The sequence below is a fragment of the Variovorax sp. Varisp53 genome (genome assembly GCF_059491555.1).
Genome location: NZ_CP168512.1, coordinates 2159460 through 2183430 on the forward strand (window position 1 = coordinate 2159460; position 23971 = coordinate 2183430).

Annotated in this window: 25 protein-coding genes; 6 read left to right on the plus strand and 19 right to left on the minus strand. The window is 64.2% G+C overall.

The genetic code is table 11. The annotated features are described in order from the left end of the window. Position 1: 1 nt before the first annotated feature. From ACEOAB_RS09995 to ACEOAB_RS10030, 8 genes are all read right to left on the minus strand, one after another. Positions 2–1975: an ATP-dependent nuclease gene (locus ACEOAB_RS09995; protein WP_495653693.1), complete on the minus strand. Its 1974-nt coding sequence runs from the start codon at positions 1973–1975 to the stop codon at positions 2–4. Between the two features lie 200 nt (positions 1976–2175). After that, on the minus strand, positions 2176–2439 hold the full coding sequence (locus tag ACEOAB_RS10000; protein WP_495653694.1) for a hypothetical protein: 264 nt from the start codon (positions 2437–2439) through the stop codon (positions 2176–2178). Positions 2440–3422: 983 nt separating this feature from the next. Continuing rightward, complete coding sequence (gene arsH / locus ACEOAB_RS10005; protein ID WP_056596133.1) at positions 3423–4136, minus strand: arsenical resistance protein ArsH; 714 nt, start codon at positions 4134–4136, stop codon at positions 3423–3425. Continuing rightward, positions 4126–5184, minus strand: coding sequence for an ACR3 family arsenite efflux transporter (arsB, locus tag ACEOAB_RS10010; RefSeq protein ID WP_056596131.1), 1059 nt, complete (start codon positions 5182–5184; stop codon positions 4126–4128). The genes arsH and arsB overlap by 11 nt, the downstream gene beginning before the upstream one ends. 4 nt (positions 5185–5188) lie before the next feature. Next, complete coding sequence (locus tag ACEOAB_RS10015) at positions 5189–5677, minus strand: arsenate reductase ArsC (RefSeq protein WP_056596129.1); 489 nt, start codon at positions 5675–5677, stop codon at positions 5189–5191. After that, positions 5674–5808 carry a VOC family protein gene (locus ACEOAB_RS10020; protein ID WP_268810553.1) on the minus strand — a complete coding sequence of 45 codons (135 nt, stop codon included), beginning with the start codon at positions 5806–5808 and terminating at the stop codon, positions 5674–5676. The genes ACEOAB_RS10015 and ACEOAB_RS10020 overlap by 4 nt, the downstream gene beginning before the upstream one ends. A 10-nt stretch (positions 5809–5818) precedes the next feature. Then, the gene (locus tag ACEOAB_RS10025; protein WP_056596126.1) at positions 5819–6142 is read right to left on the minus strand and encodes an ArsR/SmtB family transcription factor; all 324 of its coding nucleotides are present in this window, start codon (positions 6140–6142) and stop codon (positions 5819–5821) included. A 137-nt stretch (positions 6143–6279) separates the two neighbouring features. Beyond that, positions 6280–7248 carry a tripartite tricarboxylate transporter substrate binding protein gene (locus tag ACEOAB_RS10030; protein WP_056596123.1) on the minus strand — a complete coding sequence of 323 codons (969 nt, stop codon included), beginning with the start codon at positions 7246–7248 and terminating at the stop codon, positions 6280–6282. Positions 7249–7354: 106 nt separating this feature from the next. Here ACEOAB_RS10030 and ACEOAB_RS10035 point away from each other — a divergent pair, with 106 nt between their 5' ends. Further along, positions 7355–8113: an IclR family transcriptional regulator gene (locus tag ACEOAB_RS10035; protein ID WP_056596120.1), complete on the plus strand. Its 759-nt coding sequence runs from the start codon at positions 7355–7357 to the stop codon at positions 8111–8113. Here ACEOAB_RS10035 and ACEOAB_RS10040 read toward each other — a convergent pair. The 8 genes from ACEOAB_RS10040 to ACEOAB_RS10075 all read right to left on the minus strand — a co-directional run bounded on the left by ACEOAB_RS10040 (position 8110) and on the right by ACEOAB_RS10075 (position 15043). Further along, on the minus strand, positions 8110–9024 hold the full coding sequence (locus tag ACEOAB_RS10040) for an SMP-30/gluconolactonase/LRE family protein (RefSeq protein ID WP_056596117.1): 915 nt from the start codon (positions 9022–9024) through the stop codon (positions 8110–8112). The two genes, ACEOAB_RS10035 and ACEOAB_RS10040, sit on opposite strands and share 4 nt — an antisense overlap. A gap of 15 nt (positions 9025–9039) precedes the next feature. Further along, positions 9040–9930, minus strand: coding sequence for an amidohydrolase family protein (locus tag ACEOAB_RS10045; RefSeq protein WP_413747461.1), 891 nt, complete (start codon positions 9928–9930; stop codon positions 9040–9042). 7 nt (positions 9931–9937) lie between these two features. After that, entirely contained in the window at positions 9938–10921 is a 984-nt protein-coding gene (locus ACEOAB_RS10050; protein ID WP_413747462.1) for a tripartite tricarboxylate transporter substrate binding protein, read from the minus strand. A gap of 79 nt (positions 10922–11000) precedes the next feature. Next, the gene (locus ACEOAB_RS10055) at positions 11001–11408 is read right to left on the minus strand and encodes a tripartite tricarboxylate transporter substrate-binding protein (protein ID WP_235508042.1); all 408 of its coding nucleotides are present in this window, start codon (positions 11406–11408) and stop codon (positions 11001–11003) included. A 46-nt stretch (positions 11409–11454) separates the two neighbouring features. Next, positions 11455–12369, minus strand: a complete 915-nt coding sequence (locus ACEOAB_RS10060; RefSeq protein WP_413747463.1) for a hydroxyacid dehydrogenase — start codon at positions 12367–12369, stop codon at positions 11455–11457. After that, positions 12366–13052, minus strand: coding sequence for an RraA family protein (locus tag ACEOAB_RS10065; RefSeq protein WP_413747464.1), 687 nt, complete (start codon positions 13050–13052; stop codon positions 12366–12368). Before ACEOAB_RS10065 ends, ACEOAB_RS10060 begins: the two co-directional genes overlap by 4 nt. A gap of 58 nt (positions 13053–13110) precedes the next feature. After that, positions 13111–14112, minus strand: coding sequence for a Bug family tripartite tricarboxylate transporter substrate binding protein (locus ACEOAB_RS10070; RefSeq protein ID WP_413747465.1), 1002 nt, complete (start codon positions 14110–14112; stop codon positions 13111–13113). Between the two features lie 16 nt (positions 14113–14128). Further along, a complete protein-coding gene (locus ACEOAB_RS10075) occupies positions 14129–15043 on the minus strand; it encodes an amidohydrolase family protein (protein ID WP_413747466.1) in 915 nt (304 codons plus the stop codon). A gap of 4 nt (positions 15044–15047) precedes the next feature. Here ACEOAB_RS10075 and ACEOAB_RS10080 point away from each other — a divergent pair, with 4 nt between their 5' ends. The 4 genes from ACEOAB_RS10080 (at position 15048) to ACEOAB_RS10095 (ending at position 20105) form a co-directional block, all read left to right on the plus strand. Then, complete coding sequence (locus tag ACEOAB_RS10080) at positions 15048–16136, plus strand: LysR substrate-binding domain-containing protein (RefSeq protein WP_495653695.1); 1089 nt, start codon at positions 15048–15050, stop codon at positions 16134–16136. Positions 16137–16216: 80 nt separating this feature from the next. After that, positions 16217–18211: an aconitase family protein gene (locus tag ACEOAB_RS10085; protein WP_413747467.1), complete on the plus strand. Its 1995-nt coding sequence runs from the start codon at positions 16217–16219 to the stop codon at positions 18209–18211. A gap of 28 nt (positions 18212–18239) precedes the next feature. Continuing rightward, the gene (locus ACEOAB_RS10090; RefSeq protein WP_413747468.1) at positions 18240–19223 is read left to right on the plus strand and encodes a Bug family tripartite tricarboxylate transporter substrate binding protein; all 984 of its coding nucleotides are present in this window, start codon (positions 18240–18242) and stop codon (positions 19221–19223) included. 210 nt (positions 19224–19433) lie between these two features. Further along, positions 19434–20105, plus strand: coding sequence for a glutathione S-transferase family protein (locus ACEOAB_RS10095; protein ID WP_056596085.1), 672 nt, complete (start codon positions 19434–19436; stop codon positions 20103–20105). A gap of 57 nt (positions 20106–20162) precedes the next feature. On the opposite strand, the gene ACEOAB_RS10100 is transcribed toward ACEOAB_RS10095, so the two are convergent. The 3 genes from ACEOAB_RS10100 to ACEOAB_RS10110 form a co-directional block, all read right to left on the minus strand. Continuing rightward, positions 20163–20531, minus strand: a complete 369-nt coding sequence (locus ACEOAB_RS10100; RefSeq protein ID WP_056596083.1) for a winged helix-turn-helix transcriptional regulator — start codon at positions 20529–20531, stop codon at positions 20163–20165. A 240-nt stretch (positions 20532–20771) separates the two neighbouring features. Beyond that, complete coding sequence (locus tag ACEOAB_RS10105) at positions 20772–22448, minus strand: AMP-binding protein (protein WP_413747469.1); 1677 nt, start codon at positions 22446–22448, stop codon at positions 20772–20774. A 29-nt stretch (positions 22449–22477) separates the two neighbouring features. Continuing rightward, entirely contained in the window at positions 22478–23068 is a 591-nt protein-coding gene (locus tag ACEOAB_RS10110; protein ID WP_056596078.1) for a 2-hydroxychromene-2-carboxylate isomerase, read from the minus strand. Between the two features lie 159 nt (positions 23069–23227). Between ACEOAB_RS10110 and ACEOAB_RS10115 the strand changes: the two genes are divergently transcribed. After that, on the plus strand, positions 23228–23968 hold the full coding sequence (locus tag ACEOAB_RS10115) for an SDR family oxidoreductase (protein ID WP_056596075.1): 741 nt from the start codon (positions 23228–23230) through the stop codon (positions 23966–23968). The last annotated feature ends 3 nt before the right edge of the window (positions 23969–23971 follow it).

Below are 23971 nucleotides of genomic sequence, written 5' to 3' on the forward strand. Positions count from 1 at the left end.
GTCAGAGCAGCCGTGAGAGATGGGAAGCGATGTGCTGTAGCACCCGCTGGAGCACAGAAGGCATACCCGCCTTGAGCGCGGGCAAATCAAGGTGCGCCAGGGCACGCAGATGCGTGGCGGGCTTGCTGCGGGTGAGGAAGTGGTATCGGTAAGCGGCCATGTGTTCGCGGTGCAGTTGGAAGCTGCCGGCATAGCAGGCGAGACCGGAACCTGCCGTCCCAAGCACCACCTCTGCGGCCGCCTCGTTGGTCATGCGCGGCCCGGTGCCGTCGATCGTGGCCGCGTACGACGCTGGAAAGGCGGCCAACATCGCCAAGTCGAGGTCCAATGGCGCGGAGAAGAACACGGATGAGGAGCGTTCTAGGTAGTCCAACCAGCCTTGGAGGTTGGCTTGGTCCCAAGTCTCCATCTTGGCGAGCCCCTCGTCGCTCAGGGTGGTTCCGTCCGACAGCGCCAGAATCTTTTCTCGCGGTGCGCCAAGTGCCAGCTGCTGCTGCAAGGCGATTTTGATGCGTCCATAGCCGCCACCGTCACGCCCCAGATCGAGATCCAGCAGCGTGGCGTAGGGGATGCCCAGGCCTCGGAGCAGGCGCCAGAAGTGGTTCACGTGACGCCCACCCAGCGGCACTATCGCCACGAACGACGGGTCGACCAGGAGTTCTAGTGCCTCGGCCAGGCGCGGCAGCACGATGCGCTCCGAATCCCCCTCGACCAGCAGCACGAAGCGCGCGAAATACAGCTCGGGAAACGCAAGAAAGGCGTTGCGCACGAATTTGATGGCCTCGATGTCGCCGCTGGGCATCGGGATGGGCAGCACCGTCGAGACACCGCTGACAGCGTCTCGGCGGCAAAAGCGCACGTCGTCAGGCGGAACACGTCCCAGCACCGAGGGCGAGTGGCTGGACACCAGGGCCTGGCCGGCGCCGGTTGCAACGAGGGTGCCGATCTGCTGCAGGATGCGCGAGAGATAGTAGGGCGCTAGATGGTTCTCAGGCTCCTCAATCGCGAATAGCGTAAGGGCGGGCACGCTGAGTTCCTCGGCCCGAAACCCCGCGATCTGCCCGGCCACTGCTGCACGTTCCACATCGAAGACTGCGGCCCCGAGCGCGAAGTAGAACAGGGACTGCTGGCCGTCGCTCAGAGCCTCGAGTCCGCGGTCGACACCAGCCGGGCCGCGCTTGAACATCACGCCGATCCGCGCGACAACTTCCTCGAAGCGCCGGCTCGTCAGACTTAGCTCGGGCTCGCAGTCGATGTCCCCATCGTGCAGCTTTTCCCAGCGCTGGGAAAGGGACTGGCTGATGGCCTGGATGGCTTTCTCGCCTTCGAACGCCGCCGTCAGTTGCTCGGTCGCGGCGTTGACGGTGGTTTGAGTATCTGCTGACCACTCGATAGCTCGGAGCAGACGAGAAGCTAGAGCGCCCGTTGTGGCCCGGATCTGGGTGGCTGCATCCCGGCTGGCCGGGGTGTAGAACAGTTGGATCAGGCCTCGGTCGCCCGGTGCCACGGGTGAGAGCTGATCGTCGCGGACGACTTCGTCGGCCGTGTTGACCCAGTTCAGGTCCTGGCTGACGGTGCCTTCGGCCGTGCCGTCGGCATCCCAGCGTGCCCGCAAGCGCAGGCGGCACAGTGGCGTGCCGCCAGGACGCTCAACGCGTACATGGCGAAAAACTGGCGCGACAGTGGCTGCGGTCGCCGTACCTGCTACCAGCTCCGGCAGACTGAGGCGAACATCGATGGTCAGCTCACGCGCGGCAGGACGCACCGCCTCGGCCGGTGGCACATGGAAGTCCGAAGGAACGATCGTCCGCTGCGCCCGGGTTACTCCGAACAGGCGCATGAGTGCTTGCAGTACCGCGGTCTTGCCCGAAGCGTTCGCGCCGACGATTGCGGTGAGCCCGGCGCTCAGCGGGACGGTTGCCGGGGTCGGGCCAAAACACCGGAATCCGATGACCGTGACGCTTTCGATATGCATGGCCGATGTCCCCTCTCAGTCAATGTTCTTGTTTGCTCTGGTGCAGCAGTTCGGTCGCGGCGCTGCGTTCGTCCACCCGCTGACCTCCGAACTGCGCGGGCCATACCCTTGCTGTAAACGCTCGAACGGTTCGGAGCGATTTCCTCGAAGGCAGGTCCGGGCCCACTTGGGGCTGGGGCAGACCTTGCCCAACTCCGCGCTTACCAGCCTTCTCGCTGGTAGTGGTCGGCTTCGAGGTAGTAGTCGTGGTGGACGTGATCCCGATAAAGCCGATAGCAGCCGTAACCCCAAAGAAGCAGTGCGAAGGCGTAGAAACCTATTTCGATCCACTGGAAGGCCGCCGGTGGCTCAGGTTGCCCCGGCAAGATGCTGAAGATCTTGACGATGAAATTCGCAACAGCTAGCGGCACGGCAGTCGCGACCAGATAGAGCGCGCCGCGCCATTTGCCGAATTTGTAGGCCATCCGGCCGGTGTCCAATAGATAGAGCATTAGGTCCCCGTTACTGATGCTTACGCACATAGTAGCGGCTATTCATCCCATTGGATGGGGGCATGGAGGGAATGCGAAGCGGCCGCGTCTACTGACCGCCTGCCAAAGAGGGAGTCTCTCCGCTGGAGCTGGTGTTCGCCATGCCGCTAGCAGTCGGTGATCGTCGAGACTTACAAACGGACTTTGATGGCAAGTAGCGTTCTTGTTGCTGCGAGAGTTCGATGGCAACTCCATGACCTTCTGTTCGCGCTTGAACATCTCTTTTGCATAGGCCTCTAACATCTCTTCGACAGCCCCCTGCCAGGATCCGAGTGCCTGATGGGGAAGCTGCAGGCCGTCGAGTTCGATGGTGAAGCTCACTTCTTGCCGACGGCGGATGTCTGGCCGGGACCCGACGGAGGCAACGACAGCGCGACGATGCGGCGCCGAGTCGGGACCATTGAGTGGGGAGTGCCGTGCGAGACCTGAGCGACACCATGTTTAATGAAGGCGTCAATAAGAGTCCACAAGGCTCGCGGTTCAGTCGAGACGACCCCAACAATGATGCGCAAAAGCAACTTAAATGATGAGCGCCTAGGAGGGGTACAAAAGGGGGTACAAAAGCTTTTTCGAACTGATAGAAGCCAGTATCCATGCGGGTTTCAGGCCATCTTTAGATCGTTTTCACACGACCAAAATTGACAGGGGTTAGCAGCGTAGTAGTTGCTAACCCCTTTGTCATTTTCGGTGCCCGTGCCCTACATATGCCCTAAATTGCACGGGTTCACTGTTCTCCAAGGGCGCACAGATGCCGCATTGGGCTCAGTTGCCTGCTGGCAATTCCCCGTGGTCTGACCCTCGAAAACATGCGCAACGAGTGTTTTCACGCGAAAGGTAGTACGACGAGGCGCATACCAAGGTCTGGGCAACGCCCAGCATGACGGTCGTCGTTGTCCTGCTCTGCACGCTCGCTTGGCTCAGATGCTGCGCAAGTTGACCCGCTTCGAGAGCGCCTCGGCGCTCTCGCGCCGTTCGCTGTAGCGGTCGACCAGGTAGCTCGCGCAGTCGCGCGTGAGCAGCGTGAACTTCACCAGCTCTTCCATCACGTCGACCACGCGCTCGTAGTACGGCGAGGGCTTCATGCGTCCCGCCTCGTCGAACTCCAGAAAGGCCTTGGCCACCGACGACTGGTTGGGGATCGTGATCATGCGCATCCAACGGCCCAGCACGCGCAGCTGGTTCACGGCATTGAACGATTGCGAGCCGCCCGATACCTCCATCACCGCAAGCGTCTTGCCCTGCGTCGGCCGCACCGAACCGACCGACAGCGGTATCCAGTCGATCTGCGCCTTCATGATGCCGGTCATCGCCCCGTGGCGCTCGGGCGACGTCCAGACCATGCCTTCGGCCCATTGGGCAAGCTCGCGCAGTTCCACCACCTTGGGGTGGTCGTCCGGCTCCGAGTCCGGCAGCGGCAGGCCACGGGGGTCGAAGATCCGCGTTTCCGCGCCCAACGCTCGCAGCAGGCGGGCGGCTTCTTCCGTCAGCAGGCGACTGTAGGAGCGCTCGCGCACCGAGCCATACAGCAGCAGGATGCGCGGCGCGTGCGTGGAGCGTTGCGCCGGCAGCAGCAGATCCGGGTCGGCCTTTGCGAACAAGGCCGGATCGATGTTCGGCAGCTCACGACTCATACCAGCCTCGCGACGAGTTCACGACCTTGACCACGGCCAGCATGATTGGCACCTCGATCAGCACGCCGACCACGGTGGCCAGCGCCGCGCCCGAGTGGAAGCCGAACAGGCTGATGGCTGCGGCCACCGCCAGCTCGAAGAAGTTGGACGCGCCGATCAGCGCCGATGGGCACGCGATGTTGTGCTTCTCGCCGAGCTTCCGATTGAGCCAGTAGGCAAGGCCCGAATTCAGTACCACCTGAATCAGGATCGGCACTGCGAGCATCGCGATCACCAGCGGCTGCTTGATGATGGCCTCGCCCTGAAACGCGAACAGCAGCACGAGGGTCAGCAGGAGCGCCGCGATCGACCACGGGCCGATGCGGTGCATCGCCTGTTCGAAGGCCGCGGGCCCCGCCTTCAGCAGCCGCTTGCGCAGCAGCTGCGCGAAGATCACAGGCAGCACGATGTAGAGGCCCACGGAGGTGATGAGCGTGTCCCAAGGCACGGTGATGGCCGACAGGCCCAGCAGCAGGCCGACGATCGGCGCGAAGGCGAACACCATGATGGCGTCGTTCAGTGCGACCTGCGAGAGCGTGAACGTCGGGTCACCGCCGGTCAGCCGGCTCCAGACGAAAACCATCGCCGTGCAGGGCGCTGCCGCCAGCAGAATCAGGCCGGCCACATAGCTGTCGAGCTGCTCGGCCGGCAGAAAGCTTGCGAAGACCTGGCGTACGAAAAGCCATGCCAGGAAGGCCATCGAGAACGGCTTCACCGCCCAGTTGATGAACAGCGTCACGCCGATGCCGCGCCAATGGTTCTTCACCTGCGCGAGGGCCGCGAAATCGACCCGCAAGAGCATCGGGATGATCATCACCCAGATCAACACGCCTACCGGAATGTTGACCTTCGCGACCTCCAGACGGCCTACCGCCTGGAACGCCGCCGGGAAGAGCTGCCCCAGCGCGATGCCGGCGACGATGCAGAGGAACACCCAAACCGTGAGGTAGCGCTCGAACACGCTCATGGGGGCTACCGCGCTGCGCGGGCTTTCAATCACTGCACTCATGGGGTCAGCTCGCAGAGATGCGGCGCAGTCGCTCTTGCAGCTCGGCGTCGCTCATCGCTTCGGGATTGTCCAGCGCCAGCAGCTGGAGCATGCGGTAAGAGATCGCCTGGCGCGTCAGCTCGAAGGCCTGGCGCTTTGCCTCGTCGCCGCCCTCGGTGTTGGACGGGTCCGGATAGCCCCAGTGGATCTTCACGCGCGTGCCGGGCCAGTACGGGCAAGCCTCCTGCGCAGCGCTGTCGCAGACCGTGATGACGACCTGCATGACGGGCGTGGTGAACTCGTCCCAACTCTTGCTGCGAAAGCCCTCGGTGTTCACGCCGGCGGCCTGCAGCACGTCGATGGCGAACGGGTTGATCTTTCCGCTGGGCGCGCTGCCGGCGCTGAACGCCTTCACGTCCTTGCCGAGCTTCTGGGCCCAGTGGTTGAGCATGCCCTCGGCCAGCACGCTGCGAGCCGAGTTGTGGGTGCAGAGGATGAGAACGTTGAGCGTCATTGCGCAGCCTTTTGAATCTTGCCGATGTCGAGCTCGGACTCGTTTTCGGCCTGAATGCCCAGGTCGTCCGAGTAGAAGGCGATGCTCTTCGCCAGGTCATCGACGTGCAGATGGACATGAAAGCGCTTCATGGGTTCTCCTTCAGCATTCGCAGGCTGTGACGCTGGCAGGCAGGCACGCCTCGCCCTGGCAGCAGTTCTCCGTGAGATAGCCGAGCAGCGCATTCATCTGCTCGAACACCGCGCGGTAGATGAGGTTGCGACCGTCCCGCGTCTGGCTGACCAAGTTGGCGTGTGTCAGCTCTTTGAGGTGGAACGACAGGCTCGTCGAAGGCACCCCGAGCTGATCCGCGAGCACACCGGGCGTCAGGCCGTCAGGTCCGGCGACGACCAGTGCTCGAAAGACCTGCAGGCGTACCGGTTGGGCCAGCGCGGCCAAGGCTTGGATGACGTGTTTTTCTTCCATTATCCAATAATAGTTGAATTATTGGATAGATTCAATGAGCTTGCTCGGCTCCAACCCGCAGGTTCCTACGCTTCGATCCGCCCATGCCGCGCGCTTCTCTGGCGCATGGTCGACCTCCCAACCCAGCTTTGCTGCGGTCAATCGATTTTTGCGCCGGAGTCCTTCACCAGCTTGCCCCATCGAACAATGTCGTCTCGGATCAGCTTCGAAAACTGCTCCGCGCTGCCTCCGCTCACATCGGCGCCCTGAGCGATCAGTTTTTGGCGCAAGTCGGGCTCTTTGAGCGCCTTGTTGATGTCGGCATTGAGCTTGGCGACGACTTCCTTCGGCAGGTTCGCCGGGCCCAGGATGCCGAACCACGTGACGGACTCGAAGCCGCTGAAGCCCGATTCGGCCACGGTGGGCACTTGGGCCAGGTCCTGCACGCGCTGCAGCGAAGTCACGGCGAGCGGGCGCATCTTTCCGCTCTTGATGTGGCCCATCAGCGTCGGGACTGTCGAGATGTAGAGCTGCACCTGACCGCCGATGACGTCCGTGGCGCCCTGGCTCGCGCCCTTGTACGGAATGTGCGTGAGCTTGATGCCCGCCGTTTTCTGGAAAGACTCGCCCGCGAGATGGGACACGGTGCCGTTGCCCGACGATGCGTAGTTGATGAAGCCAGGCTTTTCCTTCGCAGCCTTCACCACGTCGCCGAGCGTCTTGTAGGGAGTGCTCGATCCCGCGACGATGACCAACGGCGAACTCGCCACCAGGCTCACCGGCGTGAGGTCCTTGACCGGGTCGTAGGGCAGCTTGGGGTACAGCGTCGGATTGATTGCGAGGTTACTGGTCTGGCCGAGCACCAGCGTGTAGCCGTCAGGTGCCGCCTTGGCGGCTGCATCGACACCCAGGTTGCCGCCAGATCCGGGCTTGTTGTCGATCACGAAGTTGTAGCCCGAGCTGGTCAGCTTGTTTGCCAGTTCGCGCGCAATGATGTCGGTGCCGCCACCAGCGGGGAACGGCACGATCAGGCGGATCGGCTTCGTGGGCCAGGCTTCAGCGTGTACGGCCGTGACCAGAAGGGATGCTGCGGCCAATGCCAGCACAGCGCGGCGTGAGGGATGCATGAACTTGTCTCCGATAGGCAGCGCCTGAGGGTGGCGCTTTCGGAGGACTTTATTTGCGAGTTGCAATACGTACAATGCCGTTGCATACAGCGAACCAAGGTCCAATATGCGCAACGCCAGCAAGAGTGAGCCTGCCACCGAACGCGCCAGCGGGGTGATCGCCGTCACACGGGCACTGTCCCTGATGGAAGCCTTCGAGGTGGGAGAGTCGAGTCTCCCGCTCGCGGAACTGAGCCGTCGCTGCGGCATGCACAAGACCACTGTGCTGCGCCTTGCCCGCACGCTCGCGCAATCCAACTACATGGTGCAGACCGACGACGGCCAATGGCGGCTCGGACCGGCGGCCGGCTGGCTCGGGGCGCGCTATCAGGCCGGGTTCGACGTCAATAACGTCGTCGAGCCCGCCCTGTACGAACTGGTCAAGCTCACTGGCGAGAGCGCGTCCTTCTATGTGCGCGAAGGCGACATCCGGTCTTGCGTCGCCCGCGTCGAAGGGCCGCAGTCGGTGCGGCACAGCGTCCGCATCGGAGAGCGGCTGCCGCTGAATCTCGGCGCACCGGGGCGGGTGATCCTCGCGTTCAGCGGTGCCAAGGGGGAACCCTACGAGTCCATTCGTTCGCGCGGCTTCCACATCTCGATGGGCGAACGCGAGACCGAGGTATCGAGCGTTGCAGCCCCCGTGTTTCGCACCAACTGGAACCTGCTCGGCTCGATGTGCATCTCGGGGCCCAGTTCACGACTCACGAAGACGAAGCTCGAGAAGTACGCGAAGAGCGTCGTGCAGGCCGCCAACAAGCTCTCCTACGCGTTGGCGGGCCAACGCTCAGCTGCGACGCCGCCGGTTGTTTCGAAGTGGCATCCCTAGCGCCTTGCCAAGGGTAATCCACCCGCATCCATGTCGGCCATCAGGATGTGGCCGTGCGTCGAATCGGTGACGTACAACGTGCGACCTTCGTGTCCGCCGAAGACGAGATTGGTGGTTGACGCGCCGCTCGGCCCTCGCAGCACTTCCACAGGCTCTGCACGACTGTTGAGTACCCACACGTAACCCAGTCCGGGGTTGGCGACCAGCAGCCGCCCTTGCGCATCGACCGCAAGGCCGTCCGGTCCACTGGGCCCGTACGACGTGAAGAACTGGCCGACCTTTGACACGCTGCCGTCGGGCAGAAGGGGCACGCGCCAGACGCAATTGCCGCGCGTCACCGCGAGATACAGGACCCTGCCGTCCGGTGACAGCGCGACGCCGTTCGGGCTCGGGATGTTGTCCAGCAGCAGATCGAGCCTGCCGTCGCGCCCGAGGCGGTAGAGCCTCCCAGTCGGATCGTGAAGGCCCGTCTGGCCCTGGTCGGTGAAGTACAAATTGCCGGCACCGTCGAACACCAGGTCGTTGACGCCCTTGAAGCGTTCGCTGTTGCGACGTTCGAGGAAAGGTGTGACGCGACCGCTCGCAACCTCGACTTGCATCAACCCGTTCTTGTAGTCGGTGATGAGCAGGGTTCGCGCATCGAGGAACTTCATTCCGTTGGGCTCTCCGTCGTACTCGGCGACGAGCGACCACTGTCCTTGCGGATCGATGCGGAAGATGCGACCCCAGGGAATGTCGGTGACAAAGAGGTTTCCGGCGTCGTCGAAGACGGGCCCTTCGAGGAACGAATCGGTCGGCGTGCCGCCGCGATTCGCGTCTGCCCATGCGCTGCGTTCGGGGCGACGAAATTGATCGGGCATCGCACTGAAGAGCTTCAGTTCGCGCACCTGGGGTGGTTGGATGAGGAACATGGTCTGTAATGCTGCTCAGGTCGCAAAGCCATAGAGCTTTGCGGGGTTGTCGACGAGGATGCGGTCCATCAGCGAGGCGTCGTCGCCGCACCATGCCTGGAGGAGATCGACCAGCGCGGCATCGTTCACGGTGCCGGCGGTTTCGGTCGTATGAGGCCAATCGCTTCCCCAGAGGATGCGATGTGGCGCGGCTCGCACGAGGGCCTGGCCGAGCGGCACGGTGTCCGCGTAGGAAGGTCCGCCGACCGATGAGCGCATGTAGGCACCCGAGAGCTTGATCCAGGTGCTCCCGGCCTCCAGCAGTGGCATCAGGAGCCGGAAGGCTTGCGCCGATGATCCTTCAGTTGGGTCGATGCGTCCGAGGTGATCGACCACCAGCGGTGCTGGAAGCTTCTCAAGCACGGGTGCAAGCTCGACCAACTGGTCCGGATGCAGCAGGAGCTGGATGTGCCATCCGAGGCGGCTCGCCTTGGAGGCCAGCGTGATCAGCAGGTCCGGCGTTGTGACGCCCCACGATTGCGGAGTGACGAAGTTGAGGCGCAGGCCTCGAATGCCGCGCGACGCGAGTTCGTCAAGCTCCGCTTCTGAGACATAGGGGTCCACCACTGCGACGCCTCGCGCGTCAGAGCCAAGCTGCGCGAGTGCATCGAGCGTGCATCGGTTGTCGGTGCCGTAGGTCGATGGCGTCACCACAATGGCCCGCGTGGTTCCGAGGCGCTCCTGCAGACGCCTGTAGGCGGCCACCGGCGCCAGAGGCGGCTGCCGCGTCCAGTGCGGCGAAGGTTTGAACCGAGGATCGAAGATGTGCATGTGGCAGTCGCACGCCATCGGCGGCAACCGGCGCGCAGGCCGATCGAGGCCCAGAGAATGCGGCACCGGCTGCGAAAGCGTGGACCAGGAATTCATCGGATGCTCAGTCCAGCTTGATGTCGCCCTTGCGGACCACATCGCCCCACTTTGCGTCTTCCTTCTTGAGGAAGGTTGCGAACTCCTCAGGCGTCGATCCAACGGCTTGGGCACCGAGATCGGCCAAGCGCTTCTGCACCTCGTCTTCCTTCAGGACTTCGACCACCGCGCGTTGCAGCTTGTCCGCGATGTCCTTCGGCGTCTTGGCGGGAAGGAACATGCCGTTCCACTCGAAGGCCTCATAACCCGGAACCACGGTCTCGGCGACCGTCGGCACCTCAGGCATCCGCGGCGAGCGTTGCGGCGAGGACACCGCGAGCGCCCGCAGCTTGCCCGAACTCACGAGGGGATAGCTCGCGGCCACGGTGGCGAACATGAAGTCGACCTGACCGGCCATCACGTCCGTGATGGCCGGGCCGCCGCTCTTGTAGGGCACATGGACCATGTCGAGGCTCAGCTTCTGGCGCAGCAGTTCCGATGCGAGGCGCTGCACAGTGCCGCTGCCGCCGGAGGCGTAGTTCACCTTGCCGGGTTGCGCCTTGGCCTTGGCGACCAGATCGTTGACCGACTTGATTGGCGAATCGGCCTTGACGATCAGCGCATTGGGTGCCAGCAGCACCAGGGAGAGTGGCTGCAGAGCGCTTTCGGCAAACGGCATCTTGGGAAAGAGATGCGGATTGATCGAGTAGGGTGTCGCGTCGTACAGCACGGTGTAGCCGTCCGCCGGGGCCTTGGCGACGAAGCCGGCACCGATGGTGCCGCTGGCGCCGGCACGGTTGTCGACGATCACGGTGGCGCCAAGCTTCGTACTCATGCGCGCCGCGACCACGCGGGCCACGGCGTCGGCGGCGCCACCTGGCGCGTACGGCACGACGATGGTGATGGTGATGGTGCGGTCGGGATAGGCCGCGTTGGCGGCGCCGGCGGCAAGAGCGCAAAGGGCGCATGCGACGAGTGCAGCGCGCTGGGTGAAAGTAAGTCTGGAGAACATGAAAGCAATTCCTGTTTGTCGATGAGTTGCCGGACGTGTCGGCATCTCACTCGGCCTTGATGTCGAGTTCGCGTGCGAGCTACTTGTAGCTCTGCACTTCGTGCTGAAGCTGCTCACCGAATGCGCTGCCGCAAACGCTCTGCGCTTCCATCCCCAAGCCTTTGAGCCTCTCCTGAGTGGAAGCTGCCTGCGCGAAAGCCTGTGCAGTCTTCTGCAGCGTCGCGACCACGGCGGGCGGCGTGCCTGCGGGTGCGAGCAGTCCGTACCAGGCGTCGGCGCGGTAGTCCTTCACGCCGGCCTCTTCGAAGGTCGGCACCTGGGGCAGCAATGCGGAGCGCTTCGGCGCGGCCACTGCGAGGGCAGTGAGCTTGCCCGATTGAATCTGCGGCAGGACCGAGCCGAGCGTCGCGAACGAGCTGCCCACCTGGGTCATCGCGCAGATGGATCGGGCTGCGTGGAATCGCTTGAAGTTGTTGACGCGGCGCATGGTTTGTCTCCTTGGAATCGCGGCGCTGATGGCGTGCGTCGGGGCTTCAGCCGCGGGCGAGCACAGCCAGCAGGTTGCTGGCGGCACCAACGCCCATGTTGACGTAAGCATCGCTGGTGACGCCCCCGATGTGAGGACTCATCACGATGCGATCCTGCTTGCGGAAGGGGTGATCGGCGACCAGCGGCTCGACCGCGAAGGAGTCCAGACCCGCGCCCGCGACTTGGCCGGACTCGATCGCGACCAGCAGAGCCTGTTCGTCGATCAGGCCACCGCGAGCGGTGTTGACGATGATCACGCCCCGCTTGCACTTCGCGAGTGCGGCTGCGTTCACCACACCGCGGTTGTCATCGGTCAGCGGGCAGTGAAGCGAGATCACATCCGAATCGCGCCAGATCGTTTCCAGATCGACGACCTTGATGTAGCCCGGGACGTCCTTGTCATAAGGATCGAAGCCGATCACGTGCATGCCCATCGCATCCGCCATCTTGGCGAATCGCTGGCCGATGGCACCCAGACCGATCAGGCCGACGGTCCGGCCTCCCAGCTCGAGAGACTTGTGTGTCGCCTTGTCCCAGTGGCCGGCGTGCATGCGCCTGTCGAGTTGGACGACCGACTTCGCGCACGCCAGCATGAGTGCGAGGGACTGCTCCGCCACGGCGGCTGCATTGGCACCGACCGCAGCGACGACCTCGATGCCGCGCGCCTTGGCGGCGACCTTGTCGATCGTGTCCGTGCCGGTGCCGTGCTTGGCGATGACCTTGAGCGCCGGCGCGGCATCCATCATCTGCGCGGTGACCTTGCCGTAGCGGACGATGATGGCCACAGGGTTGTGTGCCTTGCAAAGGGCCCCGACATCTTCCTCGGTCGGCGTCTTGCCTGCGTAGACCATCTCATAGCCCGCGAGCAAGTCGAGGGCCTGCGGCGCGAGGTCGGCGCCGGTAACGAGTACGGCGCTCACAGCGACTCCCCTTCCTTCAGGACGCCGGCGGCGCGCAGTGCTGCAGGCAGCCACTTGGAGGCAGTGTCGCCGCGGTTGATGGCTTCCTGGCGTGCGGCTTCATCGGCGACTTTCTTGTCGGCCAGCGCCATCATCGCGGACGCCTTCTCGCGTTCGATCACGACCACGCCATCGGCATCGCCCACGATCAGGTCACCGGGATTCACCATGGTGCCGCCAGCGGAGATGGTGTGATTGATGCGGCCCGGGATGAACTTCGTCGGTCCTGCCGGGTTGAAGCCTGCGCTGAACACCGGAAAGCCGAGTTCCAGCAGGTCGAGCTTGTCGCGAATCGCGCCATCGACGATCACGCCCGCCAGCCCCTGCTTCTTGCAGGCACTGAGCATCAGCGTGCCCATGAGGGCGGCAGTCTGATCGCCCTTGCCATCGATCACGAGCACGTCGCCCGGCTTGGCCAGCGCGATCGCGGCGTGGACCATCAGGTTGTCCCCGGGACGCACCTCGACGGTGAAGGCAGGACCTGCCACCGCCATGCTGTGGTGGACCGGTGCCACACGGGCATTCATCGTGCCGCGGCGGCCAGCGACATCCGCAAGGATGGCGGCCTGGAAGGTGGCCGCCTTGGCGACGACGTCGACGGATACGCGTTCGATCTCGCGAACGATTTCAGGAAGTTGGCTCATGGTGGTGGTTTTCTCGGTGTGAAAGAGTGGGAGGGGAAGAACAGGTTGAGCGAGCGACTTACTCGGCCTTGATGTTTCCTTTGCGGATAACGTCGGCCCATTTGGCGAAGTCCGCTTTCTGCAACTCGCCCAGCTGTTGCGGCGTGCCGCCGATGAGCGTGACGCCCAGCTTGTCCGCGAGCGCGGTGATGGATGGGTCCTTCAGCGCGGCATTGATCTCGCGGTTGAGCCGCTCGATGACAGGCGCTGGCGTTCCTGCAGGCGCGAAGACAGCCTGCCACTGCTCGACCACGAAGTTCTTCATGTCGGCCTCGCCCATCGTGGGGATGTCCGGCAGTGCCTTGAGACGCGCCGCCGACGTGACCGCGAGCGCGCGCAGCTTTCCGGACAGCACGTGCGGAAGCGCTGCCGCCGCGGGAGCGAACATGAAGTTCACCTGTTCGCCAAGCGTGTCCTGCAGCGCAGGGGTGTCGCCCTTGTAGGGCACATGGATGAATTGCACGCCGGCCTGCTGCTTGAGCAGTTCGCCTTGCATCTGCAGGATCGTTCCCGTGCCACCGGACGCGAATGCCAGCTTGCCCGGCTGCGCCTTCCCCACAGCGACGAGGTCCGCAACGGTCTTGAACGGCTGGTCGACCCCGACGACCAGGATGTGCGGGATCGTGCCGATCGTCACCACCGGCGCAAAGCTCTGGATCGGGTCGTAGGGCAGCTTCCCCATCAGATGGGGCGCAATGGCTTGCGGGCCGATGGAAGTGCCCAGAAGCGTGTAGCCGTCAGGTGCGGCCTTTGCCACAAATGCGGCTCCGATGGTGCCCGTGGCGCCAGCCCGGTTGTCGACGATCACGTTGGCGGCCAGTGATGCGGCAAGCTTCTGCGCAATGCTTCGGCCCAACACATCGGTGCTGCCGCCGGGCGGATACGGAACGACCCACGTGATGACGTGGCCGGTCGGCCAATTGCCCTGCGCCCACGCACCGAACGAGGCCGTGAGCGCAAGACCGCTCAAGAGGATGCCTCTGCGCAGTGCAGAGGGCGGCGTGTGGATGCTTTTCGTCATGTCGCTGTCTCTCTTGTCAGTCGGAATGGGCGGGGGATGCGAAGCCGTAAAGGGCAGCCGGGTTGTCGACGAGCACGCGACGAAACAGGTCGACATCGGAAGTCCAGTCCGCCAGTCGATCCATCTGCCGTGCGTCATCGGGCATGGGATGGATGCCGGCCGATGCAGTCGCATGAGGCCAGTCGCTTCCCCAGACGATGCGATCAGGGTTGGCATCGAGATAGCTGCGCGCGAGATCGGTCAGCGCTGGGTCGTCCGTAGTCACGTGGGCGCTCACGAGGTAGCCGCCGGACAATTTGAGCCATGCACGGTCTTCGCGGAGCAACGCGAGCACGAGTGCATGCGCAGGGTGAGCGCCCGACTGCGCCGGCGAAATGCGAGCGAAGTGATCAAAGACCACTTGCACTGGCAATCGCCGCAGGGTGTCGCCCAAGGCCGCTAGAGCATCCGGCGACATCAGCAGTTGAAGATGCCAGCCCAGAGCGGCAATGCGCTGTGCGAGAGGCTCCAACATCTCGACCGAACCCGCCACGCCCAACGACAGGTTGAGGCGAACGCCACGTACACCCTGCGCGTGAAGCGCCCCGAGCTGCTCGTTGCTCTGCGCTCCGTCGATGACCGCGACGCCGCGGGCATCCGCACCGAGTGCTTCCAGCGCCCTCAGCATGACCCGGTTGTCGGTGCCGTAGGTCGAGGGGGTGACGAGCACCGCGCGGCGCGTTCCCAGACGCTGTTGCAGGAGTCGATAGTCGGAGATCGAAGCGTCCGGCGGACGCAGCCGCGCGCCGGGTGCTGCCGGGAAGCCGCTGTCGTAGACGTGCAGGTGGCAGTCGCACGCGTCTGCCGGCACTGCGATGCCGGGTCGCTGCATGCCAGCCGAGTAGGGCATCCCGGCCGGACTTTGGCTGTGCTCTTTGCGCGTAGCGGACATCTGTTTGTCTCCTGATCTCCCCAGCGTCTTCGCGTTGGGTTGGAGGCAACTTTATTTGTCCGTTGCGCAGATCACAATGGCATTGCATTGTGTGAAACGCGTTGTGCGGCGCGAAACGTTAGAGTCGCCTTTGGCCCGGCGCAAAGATGCGCTGTGTCGGCCGTCTCCATGCCACACTTTGTGGTTCCACCAACCGACGAAGCCTGTGACCCGTCGAATCGATTCCTACAGCATCAGGTTGTTCGTGGCAGCGGCCCGCGCCGGTTCCATCGTGCGTGCCGCTGCCGCGGAGAACATCGCACCTTCGGCCTTGAGCCGGAGGATCGCGGACCTGGAACATGCATTCGAGACGCCGCTGCTCGTGCGTTCGCCGCGCGGCATTGCACTCACCGATGCAGGCAGGCTGGTGCTGGCGAGGGGCGAACGCTTCGATGACGAACTGCAAGCCTTGTTGCGCGAAGTGCAGAGCGAAGGCGGCGAAGTGCGGGGCAGGGTGCGCCTTCATGCCAACATGTCCTCCGTCATCGGTTTCCTGCCCGAGCGCTTGCACCGCTTCATGGAGGCATACCCGGGCGTGGAGGTCACCCTGCACGAGGAAGACACCCGCGACGTGCTGCGCGCCTGTCTGGACGATCGCGCCGATGTCGGCGTGGGCGTCGACGTCGCCGTGCCGGCGGGCATGGATGCATGGCGCTTTGCCTCCGACCCCTTGCTCGTGGTGCTTCCCTCGGGACATGAACTGGCGGACCTGCAAGCCATCACGTTCGCGCGTGCGCTCGAATATCCCTTGGTCGGCATTCATCAGGGCGGCGCGATGGACCGGTCCCTGAACGAACGCGCCACGGCATTGGGCAGGCGCTTCAACCCGAAGGTTACAGTCAGCAGCTTCGACGCCGTCTGCCGCATGGTGGAGGCAGGCCTCGGCATCGCGGTGGTGCCTCGAAGTGCCGTGACGGCTTATGCGGGGTCCGACCGCTTTGCCAGGCGTCCGCTGGCGGAAGAGTGGGCCGACCGCGTCCTGAATATCTACGCCCTGCGCAAGACCCCGCAGCCTCGCGCAGTTGCAGCGCTCATCGAGAGTCTGCAAGGGTAATCACCGATCTCGCGGATGGCGAGATCCCCTGTGCCGAGCGAGCGCTTTATGGCGCTGCCACGGACCGCGAACATCGGAGCATGACAGTCTCCACGCCAGCCGCCGCCAGCGCCGAAAGCATCCGGTTCGACCCGCGCGTCCTCTTCCTGAGCTGTTCCGCACGCATGGTCGAGCTGAGCTTGAAGGGGGAGCGCCTTGAACTCGCCGACGCGTCGCCATTGCGTGACGATATTTCGACGGACGAGATCACGCCGCTTCCGATCCTCACGCACTACGACGACAAGCTGAGCCGCTACCCGTACTCGGGCTTCAAGGCGGGCGAGGCATTCCCGATCAGCACCGATGCCATCCGCGCGTCGGGCATCGAGGTCGTGATCGCGGGCAGGCGCTATGGCAAGGGCTCCTCGCGCGAGCACAGCCCGACCGCCGAGAAGGCGGCCGGCGTGCGGTTGGTCATCGCTGAAAGCTTCGAGCGCCTGTACCGGCAGAACGCCGACAACATCGGCTTGTTCACCTCGACCGACTTCGGCCTGGTCGCGTCCATCCAGGCGGGCAAGGCGATTCCGATCGACGACCTCGTGGCCGGCCGCGACGCGCTGGCCGCGGCGATCCTCAAGAGCGGCGGGCTGCTGCGCTTCGGCCGGCAATTCATGCGCGACATCGCGGTGCCGCCCGAGGCTCGGGACGCGCGTCCGCGCACGCTGTTCGAGAAGATCGTGGCGCGCCACGCGCTCGCCACCGAGCTGACGCAGGCACATCCCGCGCCGGGCGACGGTGCCTTCGTGCGCGCCGACCTTCGCTTCATCCACGAGTACTACACCGGCATGGCCGCGCACATGCTGCACGCCACCTTCGGCCGGCCGCTGGTGCTGCACGACGCCGATTCCATCGTGGCCTTCGAAGACCACACGTCCTACGTCACGGAAAGCCCTGCGCACGTGCATGGCGGCCTGGTGCCGAATGTGCATCGCATGGTCGAGGCGCAGCGCGAATTCGCGGCCGCCTACGGCTTGCGCTCTCACCGCACACTGACCGAGGAACAGGCCGCGAAGGACGACGGCACCAACGTGGCCGGCATCTCGCACGCCATGGTGGCGGAACACTATGCGCTGCCGGGCCAACTGGTGGTGGGCACGGATTCACACACGCCGCACAGCGGCGCGCTGGGTTGCGTGGCCTTCGGCGTGGGAACCACGGACATGGCGAATGCCTTCGTGACGGGAGCGGTGCGGCTGACGGTGCCGCAGTCCCTGAAGATCGTGCTCGATGGGGCGCTTGCCCCTGGAGTGAGCGCCAAGGACGTCGTGCTGCATCTGCTCGCGCTGCCCTTCGTGCGCGACGGCGGCGGGGTGGGCAAGGTGTTCGAGTTCTCGGGCGACGTGGTACGGCGCATGACCACCGACGAGCGCGCCACGCTGACCAACATGACGGCGGAACTCGGCGGCTTCACCGGCCTGGTCGCTCCCGATGCCGAGACCGTGCGCTTCTTGCGCGAGCGCCGCGGCATCGATTTCGAAGTCGAGCCCTGGATGCGCAGCGACGACGGCGCGATCTACGCCAGGACGCTCCACGTCGATTGCACGCAGCTTTCCCCCATGGTCGCCGCACCGGGCGACCCCGGCAACGGCCTGCCGCTGGCGGCGGTCGGCGAGCGGGTGCGCATCGACATCGCCTACGGTGGCTCGTGCACGGCCGGCAAGCGCGAAGACTTCGACCACTACCACGCGGTGCTCAGGTGGGCGGCGGACCGCGGGCTCAAGGTCGCGCCCGGGGTGGCCCTGTATCTCCAGTTCGGGACCACCGCGGTGCGCGACCACTGCATTGCGGCGGGGTACATGGACGCGTTCGAACGCGTCGGCGCGCGCATTCTTCAGCCCTCCTGCGGCGCTTGCGGCAACTGCGGGCCGGGTGGTTCGGTGCGGGCCGACCAGGTCACCGTGAGCGCCATCAACCGCAACTTCCCCGGCCGGGGCGGACCCGGAAAAGTCTGGCTCGCCAGCCCGCCCACGGTGGCGGCAAGCGCGATTGCGGGCGAACTCGTTTCGTTTGCCGAACTCCAGGCGCGCCATCCATGAATTCCAACAAAGCGAGAGAGACAAACCCATGCGTGCATATTCCCTCCGGAAAGCCATTTCCGTTTCTTCAGCGACGGCGTTGCTTGCCACGTCGTTGTTCGCCGCCGCGCAATCCTCGAACGCCGACCGGCCGATACGGCTCGTCGTTCCACTGGCCGCCGGTTCGACGGTCGATGCGGTCGCCCGCGCAGTCGCGCCGGCCTTCGGACGCGCGACCGACCATCCGATCGTGGTGGAAAACGTCGTCGGCGCCGGTGGCATTCCGGGCACCGCACAGATCGTGAAGGCCCCCAAGGACGGGCTCACGCTCGGCATGGTGTCGTCCAACCATGTCATCAATCCAGGCATCTACAAGTCCATTCCCTACGACAGCATGAAGGACATCACGCCCATTGCGGTACTGGCCACGGTGCCGGTCGTGCTGGTGGTGAACAACGCGCTTCCGGTGAAGAGCGTGAAGGAGCTGCTGGCTTACGCGAAGGCCAATCCCGGCAAGCTCAACTACGGCTCCGCCGGCAACGGGAGCGTTCTCCACCTGGCGGGGGAATTGATGGTGAGCGAGACCGGCATCGACATGAAGCACGTGCCCTATCGCGGCACCGGACCACTCGTCACCGACCTGATCGGCGGGCAGGTGCAACTCGCGTTCGTTTCGATCTCGCAGGTCGCCCCGCAGATCAAGGCCGGAGCGCTGCGTGCGTTGGCCGTGAGCACTCCCGCGCGCTCCGCGGCCTTGCCCGACGTGCCGACGATGATGGAGTCGGGCGTGCCCAAGTACAGCTTCGACGCCTGGATCGCGTTGATCGGTCCGGCCGGACTGCCCAAGCCGGTGGTCGACAGCTATGCCGCGGCGATGCAAGAGGCCTTGGTATCGCCGGAAGCAAGAAACGTCATCGCCGGCCAGGGCCTCACGGTGCTGAACACAGGGCCTGGATTGGCGCCAGCCTTCTTCGAGTCCGAGTTGGCGAAGCATCAAAAGCTGGTGAAGCAGTCTGGCGCGACCCTGGACTGAGGCCGCGCCCGCATTCAGGATCGCGGTGCTCCCAGGCGAGAGCATCGGTAGTCATCGGGGTTGCGATACGCTCGGTGCTGGGCCAGGGCTACCGTACCGCGGACATCCAATGCAGCAGCACTCGGCTGGTTGGAACGGCGCGCATGGGTGTCCTCATTGCCAACGCTGTAAAAAGCGGACCGACCCCCGTCATTTCCGAGCACTGAAGCCATGATTACCCTGCACCATTGCGTGAGCGCACGTTCGTTTCGTCCCTTGTGGATGCTTGAGGAAATCGGGGTTCCGTACGAACTGAAAATGATGCCGTTCCCGCCTCGCGCGCTTGCCCGGTCGTACCTGGAGATCAACCCCCTGGGGACGGTGCCGGCCATGGTCGACGGGACTGTTCGCATGACGGAGTCGTCCGCCATCTGTCAGTACCTGGCGGCGCGCTTCTCACCGGGAAAGCTCGATGTGAGTGTCGATGAGCCGGCCTTCGGCGCCTACCTGAATTACCTGCATTTCGGCGAAGCGACCTTGACGTTCCCGCAGACACTGGTGCTGCGCTATCTGCACTTCGAAACGGGCGAACGGCGTCAGCCCCAGGTGGCCCATGACTACGGCAAGTGGTTCCTCGCAAGGTTGCGGACGCTGGAAACTCTCTTGGCGGAGCAGGAGTTCCTCTGTGCGCATCGTTTCACCGCCGCCGATGTTTCGGTCGGCTACGCGCTGCTGCTGGCTAAGCATCTCGGCCTCGACCAGCAGTTCACGCCTTCGGTTCGCGCCTACTGGGAACGCCTTCAAGCGAGGCCCGCTTATCGGCGCGCGATGGTGGCCCAGAACGACGCGGCCATCTCGCAAGGCGTGCCCACGATTCCGTCGCCCGACATCAGGGCCGAATAGCTGGGTTGCATGCCAGTGTTCGGGCGGGCGCGAACAATGCAGTCACTCACGAGCAGATCAAAGCCCTCGTTGGTCAAATGCTTGGCGCGCCCTCTGGACCAATGGCAGCTTGACCATCGTCCAATCGTGCAATGCACGCAACGGCTGCTGCAAGGTGCGCCCAAGCGGCGTGATGTCGTACTCAACTGCAACGGGTGAAACCGGAATGACGCGACGGGAGACCAAGCCGTTGCGTTCGAGGCGGCGAAGGCTCTGGGTCAGCGCCTTCTGGGTGACGCCTTCCAGGCGACGCTTGATGGCGTTGAACCGGTGCGGCTCGTCATCCAGCACGGCCAAAATCATCATTGACCACTTGTCCGCGATTTGGTCGAACAAAGCTCGACTTGGACACTCTGAGGAAAAGCATTCCGGCGTGATCTTTGGCATTGGGCGGTTTCCTTCGTGATACCTGGGCGATCCTAAGTATCCGGTTGGTGCCAAGTTTACTTGGTGTACCTTAATCGATTCCTTGCTCGCGCCAAACTCTGTCCCGACCTCTGGGTGTTGGGCGATCCGCAGCCAAACGACCTCGCCGACGGATCAAAATCCGATGCTTCGAAAGTGAGCGTGTCGCTTCCGCTCGCTGCGGTTTGCTGCAAGCTGAAGGGCTGCATGCGATCCAGCTACTCAACCGCCGGCTTCCACCTTGGGTACAGCGTCCGTGGCACCGCTGGAAATTGGCCTCAGTTCTTTGCGCAGAATTTTTCCCACTGCTGATTTGGGCAGCGACTCGAGGAACGTGATGTAGCGAGGCACCTTGTATGCGGCAAGGAGCTTGCGGCAATGCGCTTCCAACTCGTCCGCCCTCAGCCCAGGTACGCGGCGGACGACGAAGAGATGAGGAGCCTCTGCCGAGCGCTCGTCAGGCACCCCGACGCACGCGCATTCGAGCACGTCCGGGTGCATGGCGACCACGCCTTCGATTTCGTTCGGGTAGACATTGAAGCCGGAGACCAGGATCATGTCCTTCTTCCGGTCGACGATGTACATCAAACCTTGTGCATCCATGGTGACGATGTCTCCGGTGCGGAACCAGCCGTCCTGCGTGAAAGACCTGCGCGTCTCGTCTGCGCGGTTCCAGTAGCCCGCGAAGACCTGCGGCCCCTTGATCAGCAACTCGCCGGGCGTGCCGAGCGGCACCGGTTCGCCCGCTTCGTCGACGATAAGAACGTCGGTCGACGGCACAGGCGCGCCGATGGTGCCGTTGCGCCCCGGTGCATTGAAGGTAACGCTGGGCGACGTTTCAGTAAGCCCATAGGCCTCGGTGATGGGTGGGCCGCCGGCCGCAACCCACTTGGCTGCAACGGCCGCCTGGATCGAGGCGCCGGCGCCGATGACTACGTTGCAGCGGGAGAAGTCGATGCCGGGCAGCTCGTGCAACGTCACCAAGGCATTGAACATTGTGTTGACGCCGATCAGCATGTCGAAGGGCGCCCGCTCGAGTTCGGTGCAAAGCGCCTGGGCGTCGCGCGGATTGACGACCAGGCGGTTGTGAGCGCCGCTGGCAAGGGCCGTCAAAGCCACCCCGAGCGGAAAGATGTGATACAGCGGCAACGGCGTCACGATCTCGAAGTTGTCGATGTCCAGTGCCAATTCCAGCCACGACCGCATCTGCAGCGAGCTGGCAAGCACGCTACGGTGCGTCAGGCAAGCACCCTTGGAAACACCTGTCGTGCCCCCGGTGTACTGAAGAAAAGCCAGGTCGGAGGGGCGCACGTGCTCACTGGTGAATTCGGCGTCCTGTAGCGCGGCGGTCGCGTCGCGCAAACCGATGACGCGAGGCCCATCGGTCGCAGCGGGCGCACCTGCATCGCCGCCCGTCGCGAACAATGCCTGCTTCACCCCTTGCATCGGCACGGTCATGACATACCGAAGCTGTGTCTGGCCGAGGACCTCGGCGACCACACCCATGAACGGCTCGGCAGCCACCAGTGCGGACGCGCCCGAATCGGCCAGTTGGTACGCCAGCTCGCGTGCCGTGTAGAGCGGGTTCATGGTCACCCCCACCATGCCCGCGCGCAGGATGGCGGCCAAAGCCACGGGGTAAACGAGGTTGTTGTGCAGCAGAAGGGCGACCCTGTCACCGCGCTTGAGCCCTGCCGCTTGCAGGGACCGCGCGAGCAGCGCCGACGCATGCTCGACCTGCGCGAAGGTCAGCGATTCTCCGGCGCAGGTGACGGCCGTCCTGGCACTGTGCCTCGTGAACGCACGTTCGAGCAATGTGACGAGGGTTTCACTGTCGTCGAGGACGATCTCGCGGGGAAGCCCTGCGGGGTAGGAGGCATGCCAGGGTCGGTGTTCCATGTGTTTTCCTTCGTGCGGTTGGCGGCGGTTCAGGACAGGGCTTCGCGAACGAAGTCCATGCGGTCCTGTCCGAAGAACATCTGGTCGCCAACGAAGAGCGTGGGTGCACCGAACACGCCGCGCTCGATCGCTTCCTGCGTCGTGGCCTTCAGCGCGGCCTTGGTCTCGGCGTCCTGCGCCAGGCGCTCGATGTCGGCGGGATCGAATCCGCCCTCGGCCAGGATGCGGGCCGTGAGCTGCGCATCGTTCAGGTTCAGCGCGTCGATCCACAGCGCCTTGAACACGCAGCCCAGCAGCTGCTGCAGCTGTTCCGGACGGCGCAACTGGATCCCGGTGACCGCGCGCATGAGGAACAGCGTGATGACCGGAAAGTGCGGATTGCCCTGGAAGGGAACGCCATAGCGGCGCGCGTGGCGCTCGTAGTCCATCTGCGTGTAGCGCCCTTTGACAGGAATGTTGGCAGGTGAGGCGTTGCCCGTGGCCTGGTAGACGCCGCCCAGCAGCATCGGCCGGTACACGAGGTCGGCGCCATGTCTGGCGCACAGGGCCGGCAGCTGCGTCCACGCGAGGTAGGAAGACGGGCTGCCGACATCGAAGAAAAAATCAACCGACTTGCGCATTCATGGCTCCTTTAATTAAACGTACGTTTGGTTAACGGAAGCTATGTGATTAATGCGGCTGCGTCAACGGGGTTTCACTGGACTTCTTTCTTGATTGACAAACGATGGTTCAGTGATTAACGTTCAATGACTTAACGGACGTTTTTTAAAGGAGACTGTATGGACCCATCAGCCAACCACCGCGGTGTGGCTCTCGTCGTCGGCGCCGGTGACGCCACAGGCAGCGCCATTGGCGCACGCTTTGCCCGCGAGGGCTACGCCGCGTGCCTGACGCGGCGCTCGGCCGACAAGCTCGAGCCGGCCGTGGAGCGCATCCGCGCGGCCGGAGGTCAGGCGTTCGGCTACGGCAGCGATGCGCGCAAGGAGGAAGATGTCGTGGCCCTCATCGAGCAGATCGAGAAGGAGCGCGGGCCCATCGAGGTGATGGTGTTCAACATCGGCGCCAATGTGCCCAGCAGCATCCTGGAGGAGACAGGGCGCAAGTACATGAAGATCTGGGAGATGGCCACCTTCAGCGCATTCCTGAATGCGCGCGAGGTCGCCCGCAAGATGGTTGCGAGAGGGCGCGGCACGATTCTCTTCACCGGCGCGACGGCCGGCATCCGGGGCTCCGCGAATTTCGCGGCCTTTGCGGGCGCCAAGCACGCGCTGCGCGCGCTGGCCCAGAGCATGGCGCGCGAACTCGGTCCGCGCGGCATTCATGTGGCCCACATCGTGGTCGACGGCGCGATCGACACGGAGTTCATCCGCAGCAACTTTCCCGAACGCTATGCGCTCAAGGCGCAGGACGGCATCCTGAACCCCGAGCACATCGCGGAGAACTACTGGTACCTGCACACCCAGCCTCGAGATGCCTGGACCTTCGAGATGGACCTGCGCCCCTATATGGAAACCTGGTGAAAG

What these genes read in the sequence shown, in the direction of transcription:
- ACEOAB_RS09995 (WP_495653693.1), bottom strand. Translation starts at nt 1,975, where the DNA reads ATGCATATCGAAAGCGTCACGGTCATCGGATTCCGGTGTTTTGGCCCG.
- ACEOAB_RS10000 (WP_495653694.1), bottom strand. Translation starts at nt 2,439, where the DNA reads ATGGCCTACAAATTCGGCAAATGGCGCGGCGCGCTCTATCTGGTCGCG.
- arsH (WP_056596133.1), bottom strand. Translation starts at nt 4,136, where the DNA reads ATGAGTCGTGAGCTGCCGAACATCGATCCGGCCTTGTTCGCAAAGGCC.
- arsB (WP_056596131.1), bottom strand. Translation starts at nt 5,184, where the DNA reads ATGAGTGCAGTGATTGAAAGCCCGCGCAGCGCGGTAGCCCCCATGAGC.
- ACEOAB_RS10015 (WP_056596129.1), bottom strand. Translation starts at nt 5,677, where the DNA reads ATGACGCTCAACGTTCTCATCCTCTGCACCCACAACTCGGCTCGCAGC.
- ACEOAB_RS10020 (WP_268810553.1), bottom strand. Translation starts at nt 5,808, where the DNA reads ATGAAGCGCTTTCATGTCCATCTGCACGTCGATGACCTGGCGAAGAGC.
- ACEOAB_RS10025 (WP_056596126.1), bottom strand. Translation starts at nt 6,142, where the DNA reads ATGGAAGAAAAACACGTCATCCAAGCCTTGGCCGCGCTGGCCCAACCG.
- ACEOAB_RS10030 (WP_056596123.1), bottom strand. Translation starts at nt 7,248, where the DNA reads ATGCATCCCTCACGCCGCGCTGTGCTGGCATTGGCCGCAGCATCCCTT.
- ACEOAB_RS10035 (WP_056596120.1), top strand. Translation starts at nt 7,355, where the DNA reads ATGCGCAACGCCAGCAAGAGTGAGCCTGCCACCGAACGCGCCAGCGGG.
- ACEOAB_RS10040 (WP_056596117.1), bottom strand. Translation starts at nt 9,024, where the DNA reads ATGTTCCTCATCCAACCACCCCAGGTGCGCGAACTGAAGCTCTTCAGT.
- ACEOAB_RS10045 (WP_413747461.1), bottom strand. Translation starts at nt 9,930, where the DNA reads ATGAATTCCTGGTCCACGCTTTCGCAGCCGGTGCCGCATTCTCTGGGC.
- ACEOAB_RS10050 (WP_413747462.1), bottom strand. Translation starts at nt 10,921, where the DNA reads ATGTTCTCCAGACTTACTTTCACCCAGCGCGCTGCACTCGTCGCATGC.
- ACEOAB_RS10055 (WP_235508042.1), bottom strand. Translation starts at nt 11,408, where the DNA reads ATGCGCCGCGTCAACAACTTCAAGCGATTCCACGCAGCCCGATCCATC.
- ACEOAB_RS10065 (WP_413747464.1), bottom strand. Translation starts at nt 13,052, where the DNA reads ATGAGCCAACTTCCTGAAATCGTTCGCGAGATCGAACGCGTATCCGTC.
- ACEOAB_RS10070 (WP_413747465.1), bottom strand. Translation starts at nt 14,112, where the DNA reads ATGACGAAAAGCATCCACACGCCGCCCTCTGCACTGCGCAGAGGCATC.
- ACEOAB_RS10075 (WP_413747466.1), bottom strand. Translation starts at nt 15,043, where the DNA reads ATGTCCGCTACGCGCAAAGAGCACAGCCAAAGTCCGGCCGGGATGCCC.
- ACEOAB_RS10085 (WP_413747467.1), top strand. Translation starts at nt 16,217, where the DNA reads ATGACAGTCTCCACGCCAGCCGCCGCCAGCGCCGAAAGCATCCGGTTC.
- ACEOAB_RS10090 (WP_413747468.1), top strand. Translation starts at nt 18,240, where the DNA reads ATGCGTGCATATTCCCTCCGGAAAGCCATTTCCGTTTCTTCAGCGACG.
- ACEOAB_RS10095 (WP_056596085.1), top strand. Translation starts at nt 19,434, where the DNA reads ATGATTACCCTGCACCATTGCGTGAGCGCACGTTCGTTTCGTCCCTTG.
- ACEOAB_RS10100 (WP_056596083.1), bottom strand. Translation starts at nt 20,531, where the DNA reads ATGCCAAAGATCACGCCGGAATGCTTTTCCTCAGAGTGTCCAAGTCGA.
- ACEOAB_RS10105 (WP_413747469.1), bottom strand. Translation starts at nt 22,448, where the DNA reads ATGGAACACCGACCCTGGCATGCCTCCTACCCCGCAGGGCTTCCCCGC.
- ACEOAB_RS10110 (WP_056596078.1), bottom strand. Translation starts at nt 23,068, where the DNA reads ATGCGCAAGTCGGTTGATTTTTTCTTCGATGTCGGCAGCCCGTCTTCC.
- ACEOAB_RS10115 (WP_056596075.1), top strand. Translation starts at nt 23,228, where the DNA reads ATGGACCCATCAGCCAACCACCGCGGTGTGGCTCTCGTCGTCGGCGCC.